The sequence below is a fragment of the Pseudomonas sp. TH37 genome (assembly GCF_016650735.1).
Lineage (GTDB): Bacteria > Pseudomonadota > Gammaproteobacteria > Pseudomonadales > Pseudomonadaceae > Aquipseudomonas > Aquipseudomonas farris.
The window spans coordinates 258,782-280,667 of sequence record NZ_JAEKFD010000001.1 but is presented as its reverse complement, the minus strand read 5'-3'; the positions used below and the strand labels follow the sequence as shown (position 1 = coordinate 280,667).

Below are 21,886 nucleotides of genomic sequence, written 5' to 3'. Positions count from 1 at the left end.
CTCTCCTTTATACAAAGGGGGGCATTATTGTCCTCCGTGTGCCATAGGCCAACCCTTCTCTAAGCCTTTGGAAGGCCTGAGAAAATTAATTAAAAAAGTGCTTGCCAGAGGTTGGGTCGCTCCGTAGAATGCGCGCCACACCGAAAGTGAAGGGTGATTAGCTCAGCTGGGAGAGCGTCTGCCTTACAAGCAGAATGTCGGCGGTTCGATCCCGTCATCACCCACCATTCGCTTTAGTGTTACGCGCAGCGGTAGTTCAGTCGGTTAGAATACCGGCCTGTCACGCCGGGGGTCGCGGGTTCGAGTCCCGTCCGCTGCGCCATATTCGGTAACCTGGAACGCTGAACGCCAGGTCACCACGGAAAAGCCCGCTAACGCGGGTTTTTTTCTGTCCATGGTTTGAACGTTGTTCCTGCAGGTCGTGTCGTTTTACCGGTTTTCAGATTTTTTGATAAATTTATCAATTAAATCAACACTTTATGAAAATCTGTGGCACAATGCGCCCCGCAACGAAGGTAAAGGGTGATTAGCTCAGCTGGGAGAGCGTCTGCCTTACAAGCAGAATGTCGGCGGTTCGATCCCGTCATCACCCACCACTTACTTTCAACGCTACGCGCAGCGGTAGTTCAGTCGGTTAGAATACCGGCCTGTCACGCCGGGGGTCGCGGGTTCGAGTCCCGTCCGCTGCGCCATATTCGGTATCTGGAACGCTGAACGCCAGATCACCACAGAAAGCCCGCTTAATGCGGGCTTTTTGCTGTCTGGGATTTGGCTTTGTGCTGGCCTCCCACTGAAAAAACGACCTGTTCGGGTGATGCCTTTAAGTTACGCGAAATCCCTGTGGGAGCGGGCTTGCCCGCGATGACGGCAGCACATTCACCATTGATGTCGCCTGACATACCGCTTTCGCGAGCAAGCCCGCTCCCACAGGTTCCGCACCTGACCAGCATTGACCTGTTCGGGTCGCTTTTTTCGTTTCTGTCTTGCCTATTGTTCGGCGTTACGACTGTGCCGGTAGTCGCTGACGGCCTCGTACACCGCTTTGCGCAACCGGTTGATCCCGCCAATCGGCCTATGGGCTTCAAGGCCGAACCATGGGTTGAACGATTGGTTGTCGCATTGCAGGTTCAGCGCCGGGGTGTCGAAATCCTGGGCAGGCAGTTTGATCCGGGCCACGGTTTCGAAGGGTGCATCGCGTTCACGCCATTCGATGCTGGTGTCTTCGATCGGCATGTACTTGCCCGCATCCTGACGCTGGATCTGCAAGACGAAACACGCCGGCACCCGATCGGTCGACAGCTGCTGGTTCAGCGCACTGCGCAGGAAGTTCGGCAGGTTTTGATTTTGCGTGGGCAGCGCGTAGGCCGGGCAGTTATCAGGATCCGGCATCACCCGGAATTTGGCATTGGCGTCACCAAACTTGTACGGCGAAACCGAAAAGTAAGTGGTCTGCGTCGGGCTTGCCGGGGCAGGGGAGAGCGTCGCCAGCGCGATAAACAGATGGCGAAGCTGCCAGGTGCGCGGGTCCCAACCCGGGAAGAACGCCATGACCTTTTTGCCATCAGCCTGAGCGGCCACATTCTGACGATACTCGGCGACATCGCTGACAAAGAAGTTCGGATGGTTGAACATCACGAAATCTTGTTCGCTGCGCCCTTGTCGGTCATTCAGCAGCTGTTTACCAGGCACATCGAACAGTTTGATCGCCATACCCCGGGCATCGCGGACGCTATCGAACTGCGGATACGCATTGCCATTGGACAGCCGCATCGTCGCTTGCCAGGTTTTGCCGGGTTCGCTGAACACGCCTCGACGTAACTCCGCCGCCAGATCTGGCAGCACCTGAACCTCGGCCTTCACGCAGCCATGGGCTTTGGCATGGGCATCGCGCAGGTAGCGAGTACTTTCACGGTGTTGATCGACGATACGCACGGCCGTCTGGATGATGTCCTGGGTCATTGCCGCTTCGCCGTCCGGAATCAGTTCTTCGGCCGATACCGGGCCGCGATGCTGCCAGGCGGACCAGGCCATGATCAGCGCCCAGCCGAGCAGGCCCAGACCCAGCAACCACAGCAGGGTTTTGCCAAGGAAGGCGCCCAGGCGCAGCCAGAGAGTAATCAGCATGGGTCAATCCTTTTGACTGAGGCGGCGGTCTGGCAGTTGCGACTCCATCGGGCCGCCCAACACTTTCAGGTATTCCAGCAGCGCCCAGCGTTCCTCCGGCTGCAGCAGGCGACCAATGACGCCGTTCCCGCGCTCGCCTGCGCGGAACTCGTGACCGCTGTTGTGATTGCCAGTGACGCGCGTATCAAACACAAAACCGTTGGTGAAGGCTTCGGTGCGATAACCCAAATGTTTGGGGTCGTATTCGAAGGTGCCCTTGTAGAACGAGGTGGCGCGTTCATCCTGGGGCGAGAGCAGTTGATAAATACTGGGTACCGAACCGTTATGCAGAAACGGCGGCGTAGCCCAGACGCCTGCCAATGGTCGGGCTTTGTAGCTGCGTAATTCCTGAACACCGATCGGCAGGCCGAATCCGTCCAGGTTCGGGCGCTCTGCAGGTGTCACGTTGGCTTCGCGGTAGGCCTGGTTACTCACGAAAGCAGTGACGTAAGCCAGTCCCTTGGCCACTGACAACTGGCTCATATCCAATGGTTCTGTGGGTTTGGGATGCAGTTGTACGTCCAGTTGCGCAAGTTCTGCCGGATCCCACTGCAAGGCCGTCAGATCGAAGCGGTGATCAGCAATATTGTTGGCGGCGCCGGCGTCTGTGCCAATCACCTCCACAGGCAGTAATTTCAGATGATGCACCGGTCTGCCGTCGCTTTGGGTGACGCGAGGTACGTGGCACCCGGCGCAGTTTTCAGCGAATAGTTCGCGGCCTTTTGCGGCCAGAGGCTTGTCGATGTTGCCCAACAGGGCTTCCGGCCAGGCAGGCGGTTTGAGTCGTTGCAGGGTTTCCTCGATCCGGTGCAGATCGCGCACCCGGACACTGGACGGGTAGCGGTCGTCGCCCTTGAGCGGCTGCCCGCTGCTGTCGAAGAAATTCAGCGTGGCGCCCACTCCCAAGGCTTCTCCGATATTACGGGCCATCGGTTGCTGCGCCGAACCGTTCCACTGCACCCAGTCGAAGGTCCACATGTCCCACAGTTGCGGGTAGTCCACCGGTGCGTTGGCTACGCGGTAGTTGGCGGGTGAAATCGCGTCGCCGAAGCTGGCGTTGGCAATACGCCCGAAGGCATCTGTGCGGCCGGGGCCTTCTTCGGTGGGGTAGAGGCCGCGATGGGTGTCGTTCCAGGCCACTTTCAAGAAGGTATCGAGTGAGACTTTAAAATCCTGGCGTAGCTTTTGATGCCGTGCGTCGTAGTCCTGGCCCAGAACGTTGCGTGCGAAACGTTCGAATTTCCAGGGGTTGTAGTAAGTCGAGGCGAGGCTGGCCACCAGTGCCTGGCCGAAGCTGCCGCCTCGCAGGGTCGGAACGCTGGATGGCAACACATGCTGGGCCGAGCCGCCGTCGATGCGTACGGCCTGGCCATTGAAACGCAATTCGCCGGTGTGGCAGGCGGCGCAGGTGATGTCCAGAAACTCGTCCTGGCTGCCGGGGTTTTGATGACGGGCAAAACCGACGGGCAGGTTACCAGGATTGTTCGGCGTGGCTTTCTGGCTCGGGTCGATCAGAAAACCAAAGCGTGCGAGGTATTCAGGAGCGGCGAATCGTTTTTGCGAGAAGGGCAATTCCAGGGCGTTGAACCAGTCATAGCGCAAGCCTTTGACCTGGGTACCCTGAGGTGTGAAGTAGTAAGCCTGTCGGTCGGCGGCGCTCCATTGCTCCAGGTAATTCACCTGTTGCGCCGGTGACCAGGCCGGTAATCTCGGGTTGGCGACGTAATACAGCACTATGGCGAGGCCTAGCCCCAGTAATACTGCGATCAGAATCAGCAAGCGGAATATGAGGCGCAAGATAAACATCCTTGTAAATTTGTAGCTCTCTTATGCCTCAGCTGACGAGGTGCGGCAAGAGGCCATTACGCCAGAGGCTGTGGGAGCCGGCCCTTGAGTCTGTAAGAGCCAAATGACAGAAGCTTCATCCTTCTATAGCCGAAATGCGTTGAAACACCTGAACTTATCAGGCGTTTCCGGCTCTCATGCCGGTAGCCATTGGTCGTGGCGGCCTGATAAGCTCGCGGCTTTACTCGATTGCCCTTTAGGCGCATGAACAAGGAAATAGCATGAAACAGCATCGGTTGGCGGCGGCGGTGGCCCTGGTTGGCCTGGTACTTGCGGGTTGTGATTCGCAGACCAGCGTAGAGCTGAAAACCCCGGCGCAAAAAGCTTCCTACGGTATCGGCCTGAACATGGGCAAAAGCCTGGCTCAGGAAGGCATGGATGACCTGGATTCCAAAGCAGTTGCCCAGGGCATCGAAGATGCCGTCGGCAAGAAAGAACAGAAGCTGAAAGATGAAGAGTTGGTCGAAGCCTTCGCCGCACTGCAAAAGCGTGCTGAAGAGCGTTTGGCCAAGATGAGCGAAGAGTCGGCAGCCGCCGGCAAGAAATTCCTCGAAGAGAACGGCAAGAAAGCCGGTGTCACCACCACCGCTTCCGGTCTGCAATATGAAGTGGTCAAGAAAGCCGATGGCGCTCAGCCTAAGCCGACCGACGTAGTGACTGTTCACTACACCGGTAAATTGACCAACGGCACCGTTTTCGACAGTTCCGTCGAGCGCGGCAGCCCGATCGATCTGCCGGTCAGCGGTGTGATTCCGGGTTGGGTCGAAGGCCTGCAACTGATGCACGTTGGCGAGAAGTACAAACTGTACATCCCTAGCGAACTGGCTTACGGCGCCCAAAGCCCAAGCCCGGCGATTCCAGCCAACTCGGTGCTGGTATTCGACCTGGAGCTGCTGGCCATCAAGGACCCAGCAAAACAAGACGCCACCAAGTAATACGCGTCTGCTCGAAAAACAACGCCTCGCTTATGCGGGGCGTTGTTGCATCTGGCGTTCAGTGGCGGTAAACAAAGCGAACAGATGCGGTACGCTGGAGTCATAGCCAGTGAGAGCGCTTGAGCTAGACGGACCGGTGCGCCAAGTCAATGAATTCTTGGGTTTTTTTATGTGAGTAAAAAACGCCCGATCTGAGTCAGGCCCTTATGAAACGGGGCTTTCAGCGATGAAATGCAGCTCTGTTCACAAGGTTATCCACAATTTGTGTGGATAACATTTCAGTGGGAGAAAATGATGAAAGCACCTTGGAATTTCGCTCGTTTTCTGCCTCTGGCCGGACGCCTGCTGGCCCGTGGTCGTTTGCCGACCTTGCTGTTCGCTGTTGCCAGCAAAGGCGCGAGCCAGGGCAATCGCCTGGGCAAGATCAAAGACGATCTGCGCCTGTTACAGGCACTTTGCCTGGCCTACTGGCGGGGCGAATACCGGGCCATCAGTCCGAAAGCACTGGTTTCGGTGGTGGCCGGCCTGATGTATTTCCTCAGCCCGGTGGATGCCATCCCGGATTTCATCCCGGTATTCGGCATGCTCGACGACATTGCCGTGCTGGCCTGGTTGATGAAAGTCCTTGATGACGAACTCAACGCCTTCCGTGCCTGGCGCAAGCGTCAGCTGCCGGAAAAGCTTGCGGTGGTCGAACGCCTGCCCGATACCCCCGAACAATTGCAGCTTCAGGGCCCGAAAAAAAACTGAGCCAATTCAAAATCCTCCAGATATTCATGCCCCCCCGCGACCTTGGCCGCTGTTAGGATTACACTTCTAAGGAAAAGCGCCGACTCGCTAAGTGTCGTTGTCCTACGGGGTGGTCATGGATATCCAGATAATTACACGCGAAGGTGAACCCGAATATGCGGTTCTGCCATGGGCTCAGTATCAGGCTCTACTGAAAGCAGCAGGCATCAAGCAACAACCACCGCGCGACGCCACAGTGCCTCCCGCGGCGGCACCAGACCAGATTCTTCCGGGTCTGGATCAACTACGCAATTTGCGCGAAGGGAAGGGCATCGCCATTGAGGCGCTCGCCCGCACGGTAGGCATCAGCCCGTCATATCTCGCCTTGATCGAAAGCGGTGAGCGTCAACCCGACGCTGCTATTCGCCGCAGCCTCGCCTGGGAATTGACGGTGCCAGGATGGAGGGATGAATCGTGAGCGTACGCATCAGTCGTCAACATTGGGACGGATTGTTGGGGGAGCTGGATCAGGCGCGTCGTCAGCGCCATCTTTTGACTTATCGGGCGTTGCTGGAGCGTTTGCAGCTACCCACGCCGGCCATGCAAACCTTGACCGCAGCCCTTGAGCATCTGGCCGCGCTGGATGCCAGAGCCGAGCAGCCGTTGCGCAGCTCGTTGGTGATCAGCCAAGGCGCCAGCCGCTTGCCGCGCACCGGCTTCTTTGAATGTGTCGAGCGTCTCGGGCGCTTTTCCGGCCCGTCCGATGGCGTGGCTGCCGCGTCCTGGCATGCCTCGGAAGTGGTGCGGGTGTTCGAATACGAGTACCCCGAGTCGGCGGAAGCCTGAGTGTTTTTACGACTCAAGGCACGGGCCAGTTACTGGCTGGCCCGCCGGTTGTTCCACTGGCCGTGGTTTGTGCGCCAGCCGCGAGGCTGGCGCTGGCTCGAGGGCCAGTTCGCGCGCATGGCGAACCTGGGGGACGTCGGCGCCCAGAGCTTCTATGGCCACATTCTGACCTTTCGCGGCGTCGGTCTTGGGGCACGCGAGGAGGGGATGCGATTACTGCGCCTGGCCGCGTTGGCGGGGGATGGCAAGGCGGCCTATCAGGTTGGTGTGATCAGCCTCGCCGGAACGCCGAGCAAGGCGCCTGATCCGGCTGAAGCGGCTCGCTGGTGGGAAATGGCGGCGAAGGCCGGGCATCCGCTGGCCGAACTCAAATTGAAAGAGTTGGCGTCTAGTGGTTCTGCAGATTAAACAATTGTGTGTCTGACAAACGAACGTGGCGTGAGGGAAACCTCCCGCCACGTTTGCGTTTCTGCCTGCTTGTTGATTAATGGAGCGATCATTAGCGAATCGCCCTACATCAACATCATCCTTCCCCGACTTCTTTCCTGATCGATCCCCCGCAAAGTCTCGCGCGTTTATTGCCGGGCAGATCCATCGGAGATTTCCTTCAAGTTGTAGCGGTTTGCATGAACTGGTGCGCGATGCGCTCCATCGATAGTCTTGGGGTTGTCACTGCAAATTCAGTGACAGGGCGTGGAAGCCCTTCTATCGTTAGGCGCATCAAGCGCCACCAGTTCGGCGTTTTTTATCGTCTGTGTTTTATGGTGGCTGTGCGCGGGGCGCTTTCGAGTGCGCCAGGTGCCTAACGTCCTGGTCTTCCACACCTGCGTATAGCCGCCACCTATTGCGTGGAAGTGATTTCTGGCGGCTCCAGTCCATACGTTAGGAATCAAACAATGACGGCAATTACCCCTGATCCACCCTACGAAAAACCAATTCCCCACCCCAAAAGCCGCTTCATGGCGCTCACCAGCAACTGCAACGACATGCCCACGCTGTTCGTCGATACCCACGCGCCGCTCGATATTTTGACCGATGCTGCCAGCTATCGAATTCGTGCCGTCACCCAGGTACTTGAGAACCTGTCCATGCGCGGCTCAGTCGAGTGTGATTCGACGATACTCAGCGACTTTGCCTTGCTCTGTGCCATTCCACTGCGCGATGGGTGTGATGTGCTGGATGTGATTGGGCGGCGGTTGCGGGCTCGGCCTTCAGGCGATGCCTAGTGACGGATTAGCCCTGGGAATTTATGGTGCCTGAGCGGGCCTCTTCGCGGGCAAGCCTCGCTCCCACAGGTTTTGTGTCGTAGGCAATATTCACAAACGACACAAAACCTGTGGGAGCGAGGCTTGCCCGCGAAGGCGTCAGATCAATCAACGATGCCCAATGAGCAGCTCTTCTTCTGGTCCGGGCACCGCCAGGCTATCAATCACATGCACGCTATACCCCGGCACATTCTTCGCGTGGTGCTTGGCCTGTGATGCCATTTCCGCCAACTGGCTCGCATCGAGTTGTCCACAGGCCTGGGGATGCAAATGCACCACGCCGATGGACAGGGACAGCAGCGGAAATTCCTGTCTTACGCCCTGGCGGTTGGGGGCGATGAAGCAGCCGGCTTCCAGGTGTTCGCTGCGGTAAAAGCGTCGGCATTGGCTGTGGAAGTCATCCAGCAATTGATTCAGGCGTTTGCGCCAGTCTTCCGGGCCGAGCACCAGCAGGAAGTCGTCGCCGCCGATATGGCCGACGAAGTCGCGGGAAGGGTCGACGCGGTCGTTCAGGCATTGTGCCAGGCACAGTAGGACTTCATCCCCGCGACCGTAGCCGTAGATGTCGTTGAAGGGTTTGAAGCTGTCGATGTCCACGTAGCAGATCACCGATTCCCGTTCCTGTTGCAGCAGCCGTGTCAGGCATTGCTGGATCGGCACGTTGCCCGGTAGCAGGGTCAGCGGGTTGGCGTAGCGTGCTTGCTGGATTTTCAGTTCGGTAATCAGCTTGAGCACGTCGATCACTCGGCCGAGCCCCAGATAGCCGCCGTTGAGGGTGATGATGAAGTCTTCTTCGATACGCTGGCGGGCGCGACTGGTGATCAGGCGGCTGACCTGTTGCAGCGACTGGCTCAGCTCCACGGCGAGGAAGTCGTCGCTCATCAAGCGGCTGATGGGCTTGCGGGCGAACAGGTCGGTGGCAAAAGGCTTGAGCAAGGCATCGGAGAGCGAATGACGGTGGACGATGCCGCAGGGCTGGCCCTGTTCGTCGAGCACCGCCAGGGAGTTCAGGTTGGCCTGGCGGCGGAAGGCTTCCAGCACGGTGGCGGTCGGGGTGTCGCTGGTCACCGCCGCTTGGTCGTTGAGCAGGGCGCTGAGGTCGCTGACTTCTTCGTTCAGTATTGCGGCGACGCTGTTTGGTTTGGGTATGAAAGTTCGGGCATCGCGGGGCGGATGCTCCTGGGGCCGGCAGAGCAGATAGCCTTGCAGCAGATCGACGCCCATCTCGGTCAACACCGCCAGTTCTTCCGGTAATTCGATGCCTTCTGCGATCACTTTTGCACGCGAAGCCTTGGCGATCTGCAGGATCGAGCCGACGAACTCACGCTTGAGCGCGTCCTGATGAATGCCGTCGATAAAATGCCGATCGATCTTGACGTAATCCGGGCGCAATTCAGACCAGAGCCGCAAGCTCGAATAACCCGCACCCAGATCATCCAGCGCAATGGAAAAGCCCATTGCCCGATAGTGATGCAGGGCGTTTTGCAATAACTGGAAATCGTCTGTCGGGGTCTGTTCGGTGAGTTCGATCACCACTTGGCTCGGTGGTATGCCGAAATCCTGCAGCAGTTGCAAAGTACGTCCGGGTTGGTGGGCGGCTTCGAGCAGGGATTCCGGGGACACATTGAGGAAGAGTTTGCCGGGCAGTTGCTGTTCATTGAAACGGCGGCAAGCACTTTGACGGCAAGCGATCTCCAGTTCGCTGAGGCGACCGGCCTGGCGGGCTACCGCGAACAGGGCGACGGGGGAGTGCAGCGGGCTGTTGGACGGGCCACGGCTGAGGGCTTCGTAACCGATGATGCGTCGTTCAGAGAGGGAAATGATCGGCTGGAACAGGCTGTGCAAACCGCTTTGAGTCAGTATTGAGCTCAAGGCACTCAGCTGTTCGGTCGTGGTCATGGCGTTCTCTGGCGATAAAAAAAGGACTGGGCGTGCTCTCGTTAAAGAGCACGCCCAGTCCTGTATTTCACGACAGAATGATGACTGTTTGATGATGCTCCGGGGAGCGTCAACATTAAATTGCCATCATCTTGCTTGTAACAACTTAGTGCTTGGCAACCGCGGTGTTGAGTTTCAAGTAATCCAGCAGAATCCGCCCGGTCTCGCTCAGATAAGCATCGTCTTCTGGCTTGGTCTTGTCCTGCTCGGCCGCGATGGCATCTTCGTCTTCTTTCTTCAGCTCTTTGAGCGGCTCTTCGCCCTTGGCCTTGCGACGGATGTTTTCCATGGCAAGTTGTTTGGCTTCGATATCGGCATGTTGTGCGCGACGATCGGCTTCATTGAGGCTGACGGTTTTTTCGCTCATCAACTTCTGCGCCAGGGCCAGTTTATCGCGGATGAACACAAACTCCGCGTCCTTGGCCGTGCGCACCTCATGCTCGGACTGGAGCTGAGTGATGTACGGTTTGAACGGGTCAAGCGCTGGCTTGATGGCCGCACGGATGGTGTCCCATGGCATGGCTTCCGGCAGGGCGCTTTCGCCGATTTCCTTGGTGTCGATGATCGACGGGTAATCGATGTCCGGCAGCACGCCCTGATGCTGGGTGCTCTGGCCGGAAACCCGGTAGAACTTGGCCAGGGTCAGTTTCAGTTCGCCATGGTTCAGCGGCTGAATGGTCTGCACGGTGCCTTTACCGAAGGTCTGGCCGCCGATGATCAGCGCGCGGTGGTAGTCCTGCATGGCGCCGGCGAAAATCTCCGAAGCCGAGGCGGACAAACGGTTGACCAGCAACGCCATCGGGCCTTTGTAGAACGCGCCCGGGTTTTCATCTTCCAGTACATCGACCCGGCCATCGGCGTTACGCACCAGTACGGTCGGACCTTTGTCGATGAACAGACTGGTCAGCTCGGTGGCCTCTTGCAAGGAACCGCCGCCGTTGTTGCGCAGGTCGATGACCACGCCGTCGACCTTGTCTTTCTGCAGCTCGGTCAGCAGCTTCTTGACGTCGCGGGTGGTGCTCTTGTAGTCCGGATCGCCAGCACGGAAGGCTTTGAAGTCCAGGTAGAAGGCCGGGATCTCGATGACACCGAGCTTGTAGTCCTTGCCATCCTGCTTGAGGTTGAGGACCGACTTCTTCACTGCCTGGTCTTCAAGCTTCACCGCTTCGCGGGTGATCGGTACGATTTTGGTGGTCTGGTCGTTCGGCGCATTGCTGGCCGGAATCACTTCCAGGCGCACCACGGTGCCTTTCGGACCACGAATCAGTTTGACCACTTCGTCCAGGCGCCAGCCGACCACGTCGACCATCTCTTTGTTGCCCTGGGCTACGCCGATGATCTTGTCGGCCGGTGCAACCTGCTTGGTCTTGTCGGCCGGGCCGGCAGGCACCAGACGCACGACTTTCACTTGATCGTTATCGCTCTGCAACACGGCGCCGATGCCCTCCAGGGACAGGCTCATGTTGATGTCGAAGTTTTCCGCGTTATCCGGCGACAGATAATTGGTGTGCGGGTCGTAGGACATGGCGAAGGTATTGATGTACGCCTGGAAGATGTCTTCTGCACGGGTCTGGTCCAGACGCGCCAGTTGATTCTTGTAACGCTTGGTCAGGGTTTCCTGAATCTGCTTCGACTCTTTGCCGGAGATCTTCATCCGCAGGACTTCGTCCTTGACGCGTTTGCGCCACAGGTCGTCCAGATCGGCGGTGGTCTTGAGCCAAGGGGCATCCTTGCGATCGACCAGCAAGGTTTCCTTGGTGGTGAAGTCGATTTTGTCGACGCCCTTGTTCAGCTCGACAAGGGCAAAGTCCAGACGCGCCTTGACGCGGTCCAGGTAGCGCTTGTAGATGGTGAACCCGGCGTTCAGGTCGCCGCTTTTGAGGAAGTCGTCAAACTGGGTTTTCCATTTGTCGAATTCGGCAATATCGCTGGCCATGAAGTAGCTGCGCGATGGATCCAGCAGCTTGATATAGCTGTCGTAGATGATCACGGAGCGTGCATCGTCGAGCGGTGGTTTGCTGTAATGGTGACGCTTGAGCAATTCGACGACGTTCAGACTGGCGATTACTTCGTCACGATCGGGCTGAAGCTTGTCCCAGCTGTTGGCTGCGAACGAATTGCTCGACATCGGCAAAAGACCGAGACCAATGACAAGAGCAAGGGCGGTGCTGGGAAAAAAATGCTTCATGCTGATTCGACGCGGGGACAATTGATCACGCATATTAGGCCGTCTTTGAAGTCGCCGGATCCACAAGGACCGGTCGCATAATGCAAAAAGCCCGGCGCTACAGCTTCGGGCTCAGTCCAGACTCACTATGGAGGCACTGTGAAAGCATTGCAAGGCGTTGAGGGGCGAGTGGAGTGGGTTGAAGAGCCGAGTCCTACGTGCGATGTAGGACAAGTTCGCATCCGAGTAGCGGCAGCAGGACTCAATCGCGCCGATTTGTTACAGAAAGCAGGACTTTACCCGCCACCGCCGGGGGCCAGTCAAGTACTGGGTCTTGAGTGTTCCGGGGTGATTAGCGAGGTTGGCCCGGGCTCCTCCTGGCAGGTCGGCGATCGGGTTTGCGCCTTGCTGGCCGGGGGTGGGATGGCCGAAGAGGTAGTTGTCGACGGACGGCATGTGTTGCCGGTTCCCGAAGGTTTGTCTCTGGCCGAGTCGGCAGCATTGCCGGAAGTGTATGCGACCGTTTGGCTGAATTTGTTTCAACTGGCTGCGCTCAAACCGGGTGAGAAAGTTCTCCTGCACGCCGGAGCGAGTGGAATCGGTTCAGCTGCCATTCAGCTGTGCAAGGCGTTTGGTAACCCGTGCTGGGTCAGCGTCGGTTCTGCCGAGCGTCTGGCTTACTGCGAAGCGTTGGGCGCACAGGGTGGCGTAGTGCGCAATGGCGATCTGGATAGCTTGAATGATCTTGCGCCGTTCGACGTGATCCTGGACCCGGTGGGTGGCAACTATGCGGCGTTGAACCTCAAGCTGCTGGCTCGCGATGGTCGTTGGGTGCTGATCGGCTTGATGGGCGGTCGTGAGGCGCAGCTGGATTTGGCACAGGTACTGGCCAAGCGGGTGCAACTGCTGGGTTCGACCCTGCGCAGTCGCGACGAGCAGTTCAAGGCCGATTTGTTCAGTGATCTTGGCCAGCATGTCTGGCCGCTGTTCGCCGAAGGGCGTTTGAGCCCGCAACTGGCCAAGACATTTGCGATCAAGGATGCCGAAGCGGCGTTTGCGGAACTGGCGACCAATAAGGTGTCCGGCAAACTGGTGTTGGTGATCGACGACAGCCTGGTTTGACACTCACCTGTGGGAGCGTGGCTTGCCCGCGATGAACGATGACTCGGTATGAAAGACACACCGCGTCGCCTGAATCGCGGGCAAGCCCGCTCCCACAGGATTTGGATTACTTCCAGATATGGATCGGCCAGCCGGCCTTTTCGGCGTGCTCAAGCAGCACCGGATCCGGATTCACCACGTGTGGGAAATCCACCTTCAGCAGCAGCGGTAAATCGTTGCGTGAATCGGAATAGAAACTCGCGCCTTCCAGGTTTTCCTCTTCGGCATCCAGCCATTCCAGCAACCGGGTGATCTTGCCTTCGCGGTAGGTCAGGGTGCCAACGGTGTTGCCGCTGTACACCCCGTGCAGCAGTTCCAGCTCGATGCCGAGAATCTCGTCGATGCCCAGGCGGTCGGCAATCGGCTTGACCAAATGTGTGCCCGAAGCCGAGATCACCAGGATCCGGTCGCCGGCCTTGCGGTGGGCGGCAATGGCTTTGGTGGCGTTGCTGAAGATGATCGGCTCGATGAAGTCTTCCACCCAAGGTCCGACCAGATGGTCGACTTCTTCCGGCGTGCGACCGATCATCGGTTCCAGACTGAAGGTCATGTACTCCTCCATCCGCAACTTGCCGTGGCTGTAAGCGTCCATCAGTTCGTTGTTCTGACGCATGAACGACTCGGGATCGACCCAGCCCAAGCGACCCATTTGCTCGCTCCAAAGGGTGGCGCAGTCGCCGTGGATCAGGGTTTCGTCCAGATCAAAAATTGCCAGGGCCATCAGTGCAGTTCTCTCTTCAACATCAGCAAAGTCATCAGGCTACCTCACACAGGGCCGTCGGATCGATGGAAAGCGCCAGGCGCTGACCATCGGGATGCAGGTCAGCCGCCGAACGGTTCAGCACATCCACCACCAATTCCACGCCCCGGGCTTCGACCCGATAGCGAATGACGTTGCCCAACAGGCTGTGGCTGCGAATCTGCGCGTCGAGTTCGCCGTTCAGGCTCAGCTCGATGGCTTCCGGGCGAATGGCGAGGCGATGGGTTATCGGTCGTTGCAACAGCTTGCTGGCGCTGTCGGCATCCAGCAAGTTGTAGTTGCCGATGAAGCCTGCGGCAAAAACATCGACTGGCGCGGTGTAGAGGGTTTCGGCATCGCCGCTCTGTACGATCTTTCCCTGATTCATCAGGAAGATTCGGTCAGACATGGTCAGGGCTTCTTCCTGATCGTGAGTGACGAAGATCGTGGTCAGCCCCAGTTCGCGCTGGATCTGACGGATCTGTTCGCGCAGGTGCTTGCGAATCCGCGCATCCAGTGCCGATAGCGGCTCATCCAGCAACAACAACCGAGGCCGGGTCACCAGCGAGCGAGCCAGGGCGACACGTTGGCACTGGCCACCGGACAGTTGATGCGGGTAACGGGCGGCGAAGTCATTGAGCTCCACCAGTGTCAGTACTTCGGTGACGCGCTTGTGGCTATCGTCGGCGTTGACCTTCTGCATGCGCAAGCCGAAGGCGACGTTCTGCTCCACGGTCATGTTCGGGAACAGCGCATAACTCTGGAACACCATGCCGATCCCGCGTTTTTGCGGGCTCAGCGGGACGAGGTCCTGACCCTCCAGCAGAATCTTGCCGCCATCCACCGAAGTCAGGCCGGCGATGCAACGCAGCAGGGTGGACTTGCCGCAACCGGACGGACCGAGGAGGGTGACGAACTCGCCTTTCTTGATTTCGCAGTTGATGTCGCTGAACACCGTGGTGCCGGACTGCCCTATTTGAGAGTAGCTTTTTTGAAGATGTTGGACGCTCACGTAGCTCATTCGCTTTTGTCCTTGTTCAAGATATTGGCAGCCCAGGTCAGAACCAGCACAAAGAAGAAGTAGGAGATCACCAGCGCACTGGTGAAGTGGCCGCTGCTGTTACGCATGTTGTTGAGGTAGACCTGCAGGGTTTCGTAGCGGGTGCCGACGAGAATGTTGGCGAACACAAACTCGCCGAACAGGAACGAGAACGACAGCAGCAACGCCACCATCAAACCCTTGCGCAGGTTCGGCAGCACCACCAGGAATGCCGCTTGCCAAGTGCTGGCGCCGAGCAGTTGCGCGGAGTCCATCAGGTCGCGCAGGTTGATCGCTTGCAGGTTGTTGGTGATTGCCCGGTACATGAACGGCAGCGCCACGGTGAAGTAGCAACCGATCAGAATCCACGGCGTGCCGACCATCGCGAACGGCCCCGAACCGTAAAGCTGCAACAGCCCCACCGACGACACCACCGGCGGCACCGCGAAGGGCAGCAGGATCAGGATGTTCATCAAAGCGTCGAGTTTCGGGAAGTGGTAATGCACCACAAACAGCAGCGGCAGAATCAGCACCACCGACAAAATCAGCGAGCCGACGCAGACCAGCAACGACTGACCGAACGCGTCGAGAAAACGCGGATCGCTCCACAGCTGGATGTACCACTTGAAGGTGAAACCGCTGGGCATAATCGTCGCAGACCAACTGGTGGAGATCGAGTAGATCAGCGTTCCAAGCAGCGGCAACAGCAGAATGGCAAACAACAAATACGCCACGACGCGGTGATAGACACCGACGGGGCCCAGTTCAACGCGAGACATGGTAGCTCCTCTTCAACAGCAGCTGATGCACGATGGTCACCAGGGTCATCAACGCCACCAGCACCACGGCCAAGGCACTGGCCAGGTTCGGGTCGAGGGAAATGTCGCCAGAGACCATTGCCGCGATGCGGATCGGCAACACGTTGAAGTTGCCGGTGGTCAGGGCGTAGACCGTGGCGTACGCACCGAGGGCGTTGGCCAGCAGAATCACGAAAGTCCCCAACAGCGCTGGGGTCAGCACCGGCAAACCGATGTGTCGCCAGAATTGCCAGCCGTTGGCACCGAGCAACGCGGCGGACTCACGCCAGTCTTCGCGCAGGGCGTCGAAAGCCGGGTAGAGCAGCAGCACGCCCAAGGGAATCTGGAAGTAGGTGTAGAGAATGATCAGACCGGTTTTCGAGTACAGGTTGAAATCCTGAATGATCCCCGCCTGTTTGAGCATGATGGTGAAGGTGCCGTTGAACCCCAGCAAAATAATGAACGCGAAGGCCAGTGGCACGCCGGAGAAGTTGCTGGTCATGTTGGCGAAGGCGTTGACGAAGTTGCGCAGTTTCGAGTCGACCCGGCGCAGGGAGTAGGCGCCGAGTATGGCGATGATGATGCCGAACACGCTGGACCAGAAACTGATCTCGAGGCTGTGCTGGATCGCCTGCAAATAGAACTTCGAGTTGAAGATTTTGCTGAAGTTGGCCAGGCCCCAGCCGAATTCTTCCGATTGCAGGCTGTTGATCATCACCCAGAGCAGCGGGGCAATCTGGAACACGAAGAAGAAAATCGCGAAGGGCACCAGGCACAGAACGGCCAGCCATTTACCACGGGTCATGGCGTTCACTTGAGCAGCTCCCGGCACACAGGTTTGTCGTGGGGCACGCCCAGCAGTTCGCAGACGGTGCCGCAGATTTCGGTCTGTTTCGGTGCGGCGTTTTGGTTGAAGCTGAAGGCATCGCCGAGGACGAACAGCGGCACTTCGCGTTCTTCGGGCAACAGGCCGTTGTGCGAGCGGTCGTTGTTCATGCCGTGGTCAGCCGTCACCAGCACCTGGTAACCGGCGTCGAGCCAGCCTTGCAGGTAATCGGCGAGGATGATGTCGACTGAGCGAGCGCTATTGCGATACTGCGGGGTGTCGAGGCCGTGCTTGTGCCCGGCGTCGTCGATGTTCATGGGGTGGACCAATAAAAAGTCCGGCGCGTGGCGCAGACGCAAGTTTTCCGCGTCGGCGAACAGGTGCGAGTCGGGGTAGTGGTCGCTCCAGTAGAAATGACCGTGCTGGATCGGCAGTTTGGGGTCGTCGGTATGACGATCCCGGGCGGCCACGAACGGCGAACGGTTATACAACTCGCTGACCCAGTGATAGGCCGCGGCGGCGGTTTTCAGGCCGGCATCGGTGGCGTAGTGGTAGATGCTGCGCTGGTTGGACAGGCGTGAGACGTTGTTGTGAACGATACCGCTGACGATCGGCGTAACGCCGGTCAGGATGCATTCATAAAGTGGTCGGGACAGGGCCGGCAGTTCGCACTCCAGCTTGTAGAGTGCCGCGCGTCCTGCGCCAACGTAAGCCTGCAGATGCCCCATGGCGTGGCGCGCGACTTCGTAATTGAGGCCGTCGAGCACGACAAGGATGACGTTGTGCTTCATAGGGCTGGGACTCCGCGAAAACAGATGATTCAAGTACGCAACCAATCCCCTGGGGGAGCGGGCTTGTGTGGCGAGGGGGCTTGCCCCCGTTCGAGTGCGCAGCGCTCGCAGATACTGGGTCCGCTGCGCGGCCCAACGGGGGCAAGCCCCCTCGCCACAGGCCCGCTCCTACAATGGATCTCCATCAGATCCCCGAATGGGGATCTACCGTGTTACGGCATGTTGATGATGACTTCTTCCTGCCACTTCTGTGGCAGCGACTTGGAGGTCTTTTCCCATGCGTCGGCGTCTTTGATTGGCGTAACCTTTTTGTACTGCTCGTTAGGCAGCAGCTTGGCCTTCACATCTTCCGGCAGTTTGATGTGTTCGGCGCGGATCGGACGGGCGTTGCCTTTCGCCAGGTTGATTTGGCCGGCATCGCTGAAGATGTATTCGCGGGTCAGCTTGGCGGCGTTCGGGTTCTTCGCGTATTTGTTGATGATGGTGGTGTAACCGGAAATCACCGAGCCGTCGGATGGAATCAGCACGATGTAGTCATCCGGATTCGCCATCTTGGCCTTGTAGCTCAGACCGTTGAAGTCCCAGACCACGCCGACTTCGATTTCACCCTTTTCCATGGTGGCGATCGTCGGGTTGGCCATGGACAGGCGGCCTTGCTTGGCGATGTCAGCGAACAGCAACAGGGCTGGCTGAATGTTTTTCTCGTCACCACCGTTGGCGAGGGCTGCGGCCAGTACACCGTTGGCAGCCTGGGCTGCGGTGCTCACGTCACCGATAGAGACTTTGTACTTGCCAGTCTTGAGGTCGGCCCATTTGGTCGGTGCTTCAGAACCGTGCAGCAGTTTTTTGTTGACGATAAACGCGATGGTGCCGGTGTAGGCCAGCGCCCAGTTACCGTCCTTATCCTTGGCCCAATCCGGAATCTGTTCCCAGGTAGTTGGCTTGTAAGGTTGTACCACGCCCTGCTTGACCGAGATCGGGCCGAAGGCGGCACCGACGTCGCCGATGTCGGCGCTGGCGTTGTCTTTTTCGGCGGCGAACTTGGCGATTTCCTGAGCCGAGCTCATGTCGGTGTCGATGTGTTTCAGGCCATATTTCTTGGCCAGGTCTTCCCAGGTGCCTTTCCAGTTGGCCCAGTCATCGGGCATGCCGACGCTGTTGACTGCGCCTTCCGCTTTCGCAGCGGCTTCCAGGGTTTTCAGATCATCCGCCGCCATGGCGGTGGTGCACAGGGCAATGGTCGAGCCTAACAGTGATGCCAGGAAAAACTGTTTCATCCGAAGCTCCTTTGGGCGTTTTCAACGCTGCGATTGCGGTTGTGTTGGTCTAGGTCAGCAATACCTGAGCCAATTTAGGCGGGTTGGATGACATTTTGATGTCGACGACCGGTCGGCCTGAATTTTCTGCGCTCGGATACGCGGGGTGCGAGATAAGCGTAGACCATGGCTAAAGAGCTGATATGAAAGGGACTTGGCCATAAAATTGCAGGTGTCTGGAGCAACCGTTCGGCGGCTTTGTCATCTGTCAGTCATGTGCAGTGCCTAGGCTTGCAGGCAGTTGAAGGAACCGATTTGAATCATGGTTCTGCCCTGAATCAGTGCTGGTCTAGTCCAGATAGGTAACGTTGATGCGCATCGAGACAACCAAAGCGGTGACAGCCATCGGGCAGGTTCTGCAGGAACAGCTCGACCACGGCTTGTTGGCGCCCGGGAGCAAGTTGCCGGCAGAGCGCAAGCTCAGTGAGTTGTTCGGTACTACGCGGATCACCGTGCGTGAGGCGTTATTGCAACTGGAGGCCCAGGGCCAGATTTATCGCGAGGAGCGACGCGGCTGGTTCGTATCGCCACCCCGGCTGGCTTATAACTTGATGCAGCGCAGCCACTTTCACGCGATGGTCAGTGCGCAGGGGCGGGTGCCGTCCACCGAGGTGATCTCGGCGCGGTTGCAACCGGCGTCGGCGGCGGTGTGTGCCTGGTTGCAGTTGCCGGCGCTGTCGAGCGTGATCCAGATCTGCCGCTCGCGACGGATTGACGGGCGATTGGTGCTGTATGTGGAGCACTACTTGAACCCGCAGTTTTTCCCGGGGATTCTGGATTTCGATCTGAATCAGTCGATGACCGAACTGTATGCCCGGCATTACGACTTGCATTACGGGCGGGTGCGTTTCGAGATCGTGCCGACGGCGTTGTCGGTGGACGCTGCGGCGGCTTTACGGGTATCGGTGGGCAGCCCGGGGTTGCGGATTGCGCGGGTCAATTACGATCAACATCAACGACTGATCGACTGTGACCTGGAGTTCTGGCGCCATGATGCGATTCATGTCGGGGTGGATGTGGTTTAGTTCGCAGTAAAACCGAGTCGCCGCCATCGCGAGCAGGCTCGCTCCCACAATGGATCTATGTCGTTCACAAAACCCATGTGGGAGCGAGCCTGCTCGCGATGGCGGCCTGACAGCCAAGGCTATTCTTTCTGCGGCCCACCTGTCGCCGTGGCAACGTGGACACTCATCCGCGGCGTCGCCAGATCCAGCCCGGCTTCATCCAGATGTCGCTTGAGCGACAGGTTGAACGCCCGGGAAACTTCCCACTGTTTGATCGGCGCGGTCTTGAACCGTGCGCGAAGAATCGCGTTGCCGGATTCGAAACTTTCTACCCCTTGAATCTCCAGCGGCGACCAGATGTTTCGCCGTTGCAGCGGGTCGGTGCGCATTTTCTGGCCGACTTCGCGCATCAGTTTGATCGCCTCGTCGATGTCCATGTTGGAGGGCACCGCCACCCGGAAGATCGCGTAACCGAATTCCCGGGAGTAGTTCTTGATACTTTTGATTTCGCTGAACGGAATGGTGTGAACGATGCCGTCGATGTCCCGCAGGCGCACGGTGCGGATGGTCAGGCCTTCGACCGTGCCCAGGTGGCCGCCGACGTCCACATAGTCGTCGATGGCCAGGGAGTCTTCGATGATGATGAACAGCCCGGTGATCAGGTCAGCCACCAGTGACTGCGCGCCGAAACCGATGGCCAGACCGATCACGCCGGCACCGGCCAGCAACGGCGTGACGTTCATGCCCATGTTCGCCAGGGCGACGATCAGCGCAATGATGAATATTGCTACGAACAGCACGTTGCGGATCAGCGGCATCATCGTCTGCGCGCGGGCATTGGCCAGGCCTTTGCGCGAGCGGGTGAGGGCGTGATGCACGGCGGTGTCGCTGAGGATCCAGATCAACCAGGCAAAAATCAGCGTGCCACTGAGGCTGAACAGTTTGACGCTGACTTCATGACCTTCGCCTTCGGTGAAGCGGATCAGCGACATGCCCCAGACGCGCAGGCCGAGTTCGATGAATGCCAGCCACACCAGCAGATGGGCGAGGGTGTAGAAGAAGCTTTTCAAGCGGTCCGAATACAGTGCATGGCGCTTTACGCTGCGCTGCGGTTTGAGTGAATGGCGGCGCACCAACCCGTTGATGACCATGCACAACACCAGCAGCACGGTGCAGATCAGTGACTGACGCAGGGCCGTGCTGGTGTCGCCGGCGGAGACGAAGGTGGCGAACAGCGAAATGCCCACCAGCACCAGCGCCGGCAGATACCAAAAGGTGCCGAGAATTTCGATCGTGTCGCTCAAGGCTCGACGAGTCAGGCGCCGGGACAGCGGCTGGTTGCGGATTAAATGTGCGATGGGCCGACGGAAACGCAGAATGAAAAAACCGGTGAAGATCGCTGCCAACACGTTGGCGAATGTCGCTGCTGTGTGAGCCAGGTGACTGCCGAGGCTTTCAACCAGACGCGGATCGCTCAGGGCTTCACCGAAGGCGGCGAAACTGCCGATCAGCCACAACGGGCGGAAAGCCTGATGCCGCAGGATGTACAAGGCACGATGGCGATGCGGGCCATCCAGCACGGAAAATGCGATGACGCAGATCGCCGAGAAACAAGTACCGACGACCAGCGCATAAGCCAGCACCATGGCCAGGCTTTTGCCCAATGACGAAGGCAGGGCGTAGGTCATGTAAACCGTCATGACCAAGGCAATCAACCACGGCCCGAGTTTGCGCAAGGCGAAGCGCAGCATGTCCAGCGCCTTGGGGTGTTGCGGCAATTCTTCGGTCAGGCCGAAGCGCATACGCACTCGGTGGCCGAGCCAGATCAGGGCGGCGGCCAGCAGGCTCCAGACCATCAGGATCACAGCGAACGCGAAGATGATTGGCAGCCATTCATTGGCCGGCAGCATCAGCGCCGCCAGTTCATCCTTGGCCAGATCGACCTCTTCGGACCAGCGATTGAGGGGACTGTCGGCGCCGGAAAATTGCTTTTCGAAACCGGCCAGAGTGCCGCCGATCAATCCCAGCACGCCTTGTTCAGTGGTCGGCTGAGCCTTTTGGGTGACGTCGCGAAGTTTTTTCAGGTCCGTCAGCAGCTGGGCGCGCTGCTGATCGTTTTCCAGAGACTTAATGACTTCGTCCAGCGATTGCCCCAGTGGCTCTTGTGCTTGCGGCTGGGTTTTCGCCGAGCCATTGAGCAGACCCGGCAAACTGACCGCCTGGGCAGGTGCCATCGGCAGCAATGTCATCAGGCAGACAAGGAACAAACACGGGAGGGCAAAAAGACGAGCGAACACGGTCAACCTCGGATGAACGAATCGGCCG

General features: G+C 58.5%; 19 protein-coding genes and 4 tRNA genes. 12 read left to right on the top strand and 11 right to left on the bottom strand.

Features of this window, described 5'->3' with window-relative positions:
• The first annotated feature begins 151 nt into the window (after positions 1-151).
• From JFU11_RS01330 to JFU11_RS01315, 4 genes are all read left to right on the top strand, one after another.
• A tRNA-Val gene (locus tag JFU11_RS01330) sits at positions 152-227 on the top strand.
• Positions 228-245: 18 nt separating this feature from the next.
• Positions 246-322 (top strand) — tRNA-Asp (locus JFU11_RS01325).
• Between the two features lie 198 nt (positions 323-520).
• Positions 521-596, top strand: a tRNA-Val gene (locus JFU11_RS01320).
• Positions 597-615: 19 nt separating this feature from the next.
• Positions 616-692, top strand: a tRNA-Asp gene (locus JFU11_RS01315).
• A gap of 295 nt (positions 693-987) precedes the next feature.
• Here the strand turns inward: JFU11_RS01315 and JFU11_RS01310 are convergent.
• Both JFU11_RS01310 and JFU11_RS01305 read right to left on the bottom strand, forming a co-directional pair.
• Positions 988-2,124: a catalase family protein gene (locus JFU11_RS01310; protein ID WP_123720772.1), complete on the bottom strand. Its 1,137-nt coding sequence runs from the start codon at positions 2,122-2,124 to the stop codon at positions 988-990.
• 3 nt (positions 2,125-2,127) lie between these two features.
• On the bottom strand, positions 2,128-3,960 hold the full coding sequence (locus JFU11_RS01305) for a di-heme-cytochrome C peroxidase (RefSeq protein WP_123721243.1): 1,833 nt from the start codon (positions 3,958-3,960) through the stop codon (positions 2,128-2,130).
• A gap of 269 nt (positions 3,961-4,229) precedes the next feature.
• Here JFU11_RS01305 and JFU11_RS01300 point away from each other — a divergent pair, with 269 nt between their 5' ends.
• The 6 genes from JFU11_RS01300 (at position 4,230) to JFU11_RS01275 (ending at position 7,744) form a co-directional block, all read left to right on the top strand.
• Entirely contained in the window at positions 4,230-4,943 is a 714-nt protein-coding gene (locus JFU11_RS01300) for an FKBP-type peptidyl-prolyl cis-trans isomerase (RefSeq protein WP_123720773.1), read from the top strand.
• Between the two features lie 294 nt (positions 4,944-5,237).
• The gene (locus JFU11_RS01295) at positions 5,238-5,693 is read left to right on the top strand and encodes a YkvA family protein (protein ID WP_123720774.1); all 456 of its coding nucleotides are present in this window, start codon (positions 5,238-5,240) and stop codon (positions 5,691-5,693) included.
• 115 nt (positions 5,694-5,808) lie between these two features.
• Positions 5,809-6,150 (top strand): helix-turn-helix transcriptional regulator, encoded by a 342-nt coding sequence (locus JFU11_RS01290; RefSeq protein ID WP_030131674.1) that lies wholly within the window; start codon positions 5,809-5,811, stop codon positions 6,148-6,150.
• The gene (locus JFU11_RS01285) at positions 6,147-6,518 is read left to right on the top strand and encodes a hypothetical protein (RefSeq protein ID WP_007898892.1); all 372 of its coding nucleotides are present in this window, start codon (positions 6,147-6,149) and stop codon (positions 6,516-6,518) included. Before JFU11_RS01290 ends, JFU11_RS01285 begins: the two co-directional genes overlap by 4 nt.
• Positions 6,519-6,926 carry an SEL1-like repeat protein gene (locus JFU11_RS01280; protein ID WP_201059458.1) on the top strand — a complete coding sequence of 136 codons (408 nt, stop codon included), beginning with the start codon at positions 6,519-6,521 and terminating at the stop codon, positions 6,924-6,926.
• Between the two features lie 488 nt (positions 6,927-7,414).
• A complete protein-coding gene (locus JFU11_RS01275) occupies positions 7,415-7,744 on the top strand; it encodes a hypothetical protein (protein WP_123720776.1) in 330 nt (109 codons plus the stop codon).
• A gap of 147 nt (positions 7,745-7,891) precedes the next feature.
• On the opposite strand, the gene JFU11_RS01270 is transcribed toward JFU11_RS01275, so the two are convergent.
• Together JFU11_RS01270 and JFU11_RS01265 are read right to left on the bottom strand one after the other, a co-directional pair.
• The gene (locus JFU11_RS01270; RefSeq protein ID WP_201059456.1) at positions 7,892-9,682 is read right to left on the bottom strand and encodes a bifunctional diguanylate cyclase/phosphodiesterase; all 1,791 of its coding nucleotides are present in this window, start codon (positions 9,680-9,682) and stop codon (positions 7,892-7,894) included.
• A 145-nt stretch (positions 9,683-9,827) separates the two neighbouring features.
• Complete coding sequence (locus tag JFU11_RS01265; protein ID WP_201059454.1) at positions 9,828-11,909, bottom strand: carboxy terminal-processing peptidase; 2,082 nt, start codon at positions 11,907-11,909, stop codon at positions 9,828-9,830.
• 138 nt (positions 11,910-12,047) lie between these two features.
• Between JFU11_RS01265 and JFU11_RS01260 the strand changes: the two genes are divergently transcribed.
• Positions 12,048-13,010 carry a zinc-binding dehydrogenase gene (locus tag JFU11_RS01260; protein ID WP_201059453.1) on the top strand — a complete coding sequence of 321 codons (963 nt, stop codon included), beginning with the start codon at positions 12,048-12,050 and terminating at the stop codon, positions 13,008-13,010.
• A 106-nt stretch (positions 13,011-13,116) separates the two neighbouring features.
• Here JFU11_RS01260 and JFU11_RS01255 read toward each other — a convergent pair whose 3' ends face one another.
• From JFU11_RS01255 to JFU11_RS01230, 6 genes are all read right to left on the bottom strand, one after another.
• Positions 13,117-13,770, bottom strand: coding sequence for an HAD family hydrolase (locus JFU11_RS01255; RefSeq protein WP_201059451.1), 654 nt, complete (start codon positions 13,768-13,770; stop codon positions 13,117-13,119).
• Positions 13,771-13,804: 34 nt separating this feature from the next.
• Positions 13,805-14,809: an ABC transporter ATP-binding protein gene (locus JFU11_RS01250; protein WP_201059449.1), complete on the bottom strand. Its 1,005-nt coding sequence runs from the start codon at positions 14,807-14,809 to the stop codon at positions 13,805-13,807.
• Positions 14,806-15,606, bottom strand: coding sequence for an ABC transporter permease (locus JFU11_RS01245; protein WP_123720781.1), 801 nt, complete (start codon positions 15,604-15,606; stop codon positions 14,806-14,808). Before JFU11_RS01245 ends, JFU11_RS01250 begins: the two co-directional genes overlap by 4 nt.
• Positions 15,593-16,429 (bottom strand): ABC transporter permease subunit, encoded by an 837-nt coding sequence (locus tag JFU11_RS01240; RefSeq protein WP_187326435.1) that lies wholly within the window; start codon positions 16,427-16,429, stop codon positions 15,593-15,595. Before JFU11_RS01240 ends, JFU11_RS01245 begins: the two co-directional genes overlap by 14 nt.
• 5 nt (positions 16,430-16,434) lie before the next feature.
• Complete coding sequence (locus tag JFU11_RS01235) at positions 16,435-17,241, bottom strand: alkaline phosphatase family protein (RefSeq protein ID WP_123720783.1); 807 nt, start codon at positions 17,239-17,241, stop codon at positions 16,435-16,437.
• A 212-nt stretch (positions 17,242-17,453) separates the two neighbouring features.
• Positions 17,454-18,518: an ABC transporter substrate-binding protein gene (locus tag JFU11_RS01230; RefSeq protein ID WP_123720784.1), complete on the bottom strand. Its 1,065-nt coding sequence runs from the start codon at positions 18,516-18,518 to the stop codon at positions 17,454-17,456.
• A gap of 350 nt (positions 18,519-18,868) precedes the next feature.
• Here JFU11_RS01230 and JFU11_RS01225 point away from each other — a divergent pair, with 350 nt between their 5' ends.
• Positions 18,869-19,582 carry a UTRA domain-containing protein gene (locus tag JFU11_RS01225; RefSeq protein ID WP_123360108.1) on the top strand — a complete coding sequence of 238 codons (714 nt, stop codon included), beginning with the start codon at positions 18,869-18,871 and terminating at the stop codon, positions 19,580-19,582.
• Positions 19,583-19,701: 119 nt separating this feature from the next.
• Here JFU11_RS01225 and JFU11_RS01220 read toward each other — a convergent pair whose 3' ends face one another.
• Complete coding sequence (locus tag JFU11_RS01220) at positions 19,702-21,858, bottom strand: mechanosensitive ion channel family protein (protein ID WP_201121213.1); 2,157 nt, start codon at positions 21,856-21,858, stop codon at positions 19,702-19,704.
• Positions 21,859-21,886 lie beyond the last annotated feature (28 nt).

Bases quoted from the DNA above. Each gene is read 5' to 3' on its own strand.
- JFU11_RS01250 (WP_201059449.1), bottom strand. From the start codon at position 14,809: ATGAGCTACGTGAGCGTCCAACATCTTCAAAAAAGCTACTCTCAAATA.
- JFU11_RS01275 (WP_123720776.1), top strand. From the start codon at position 7,415: ATGACGGCAATTACCCCTGATCCACCCTACGAAAAACCAATTCCCCAC.
- JFU11_RS01270 (WP_201059456.1), bottom strand. From the start codon at position 9,682: ATGACCACGACCGAACAGCTGAGTGCCTTGAGCTCAATACTGACTCAA.
- JFU11_RS01235 (WP_123720783.1), bottom strand. From the start codon at position 17,241: ATGAAGCACAACGTCATCCTTGTCGTGCTCGACGGCCTCAATTACGAA.
- JFU11_RS01225 (WP_123360108.1), top strand. From the start codon at position 18,869: ATGCGCATCGAGACAACCAAAGCGGTGACAGCCATCGGGCAGGTTCTG.
- JFU11_RS01310 (WP_123720772.1), bottom strand. From the start codon at position 2,124: ATGCTGATTACTCTCTGGCTGCGCCTGGGCGCCTTCCTTGGCAAAACC.
- JFU11_RS01265 (WP_201059454.1), bottom strand. From the start codon at position 11,909: ATGAAGCATTTTTTTCCCAGCACCGCCCTTGCTCTTGTCATTGGTCTC.
- JFU11_RS01295 (WP_123720774.1), top strand. From the start codon at position 5,238: ATGAAAGCACCTTGGAATTTCGCTCGTTTTCTGCCTCTGGCCGGACGC.
- JFU11_RS01290 (WP_030131674.1), top strand. From the start codon at position 5,809: ATGGATATCCAGATAATTACACGCGAAGGTGAACCCGAATATGCGGTT.
- JFU11_RS01300 (WP_123720773.1), top strand. From the start codon at position 4,230: ATGAAACAGCATCGGTTGGCGGCGGCGGTGGCCCTGGTTGGCCTGGTA.
- JFU11_RS01240 (WP_187326435.1), bottom strand. From the start codon at position 16,429: ATGACCCGTGGTAAATGGCTGGCCGTTCTGTGCCTGGTGCCCTTCGCG.
- JFU11_RS01245 (WP_123720781.1), bottom strand. From the start codon at position 15,606: ATGTCTCGCGTTGAACTGGGCCCCGTCGGTGTCTATCACCGCGTCGTG.
- JFU11_RS01230 (WP_123720784.1), bottom strand. From the start codon at position 18,518: ATGAAACAGTTTTTCCTGGCATCACTGTTAGGCTCGACCATTGCCCTG.
- JFU11_RS01255 (WP_201059451.1), bottom strand. From the start codon at position 13,770: ATGGCCCTGGCAATTTTTGATCTGGACGAAACCCTGATCCACGGCGAC.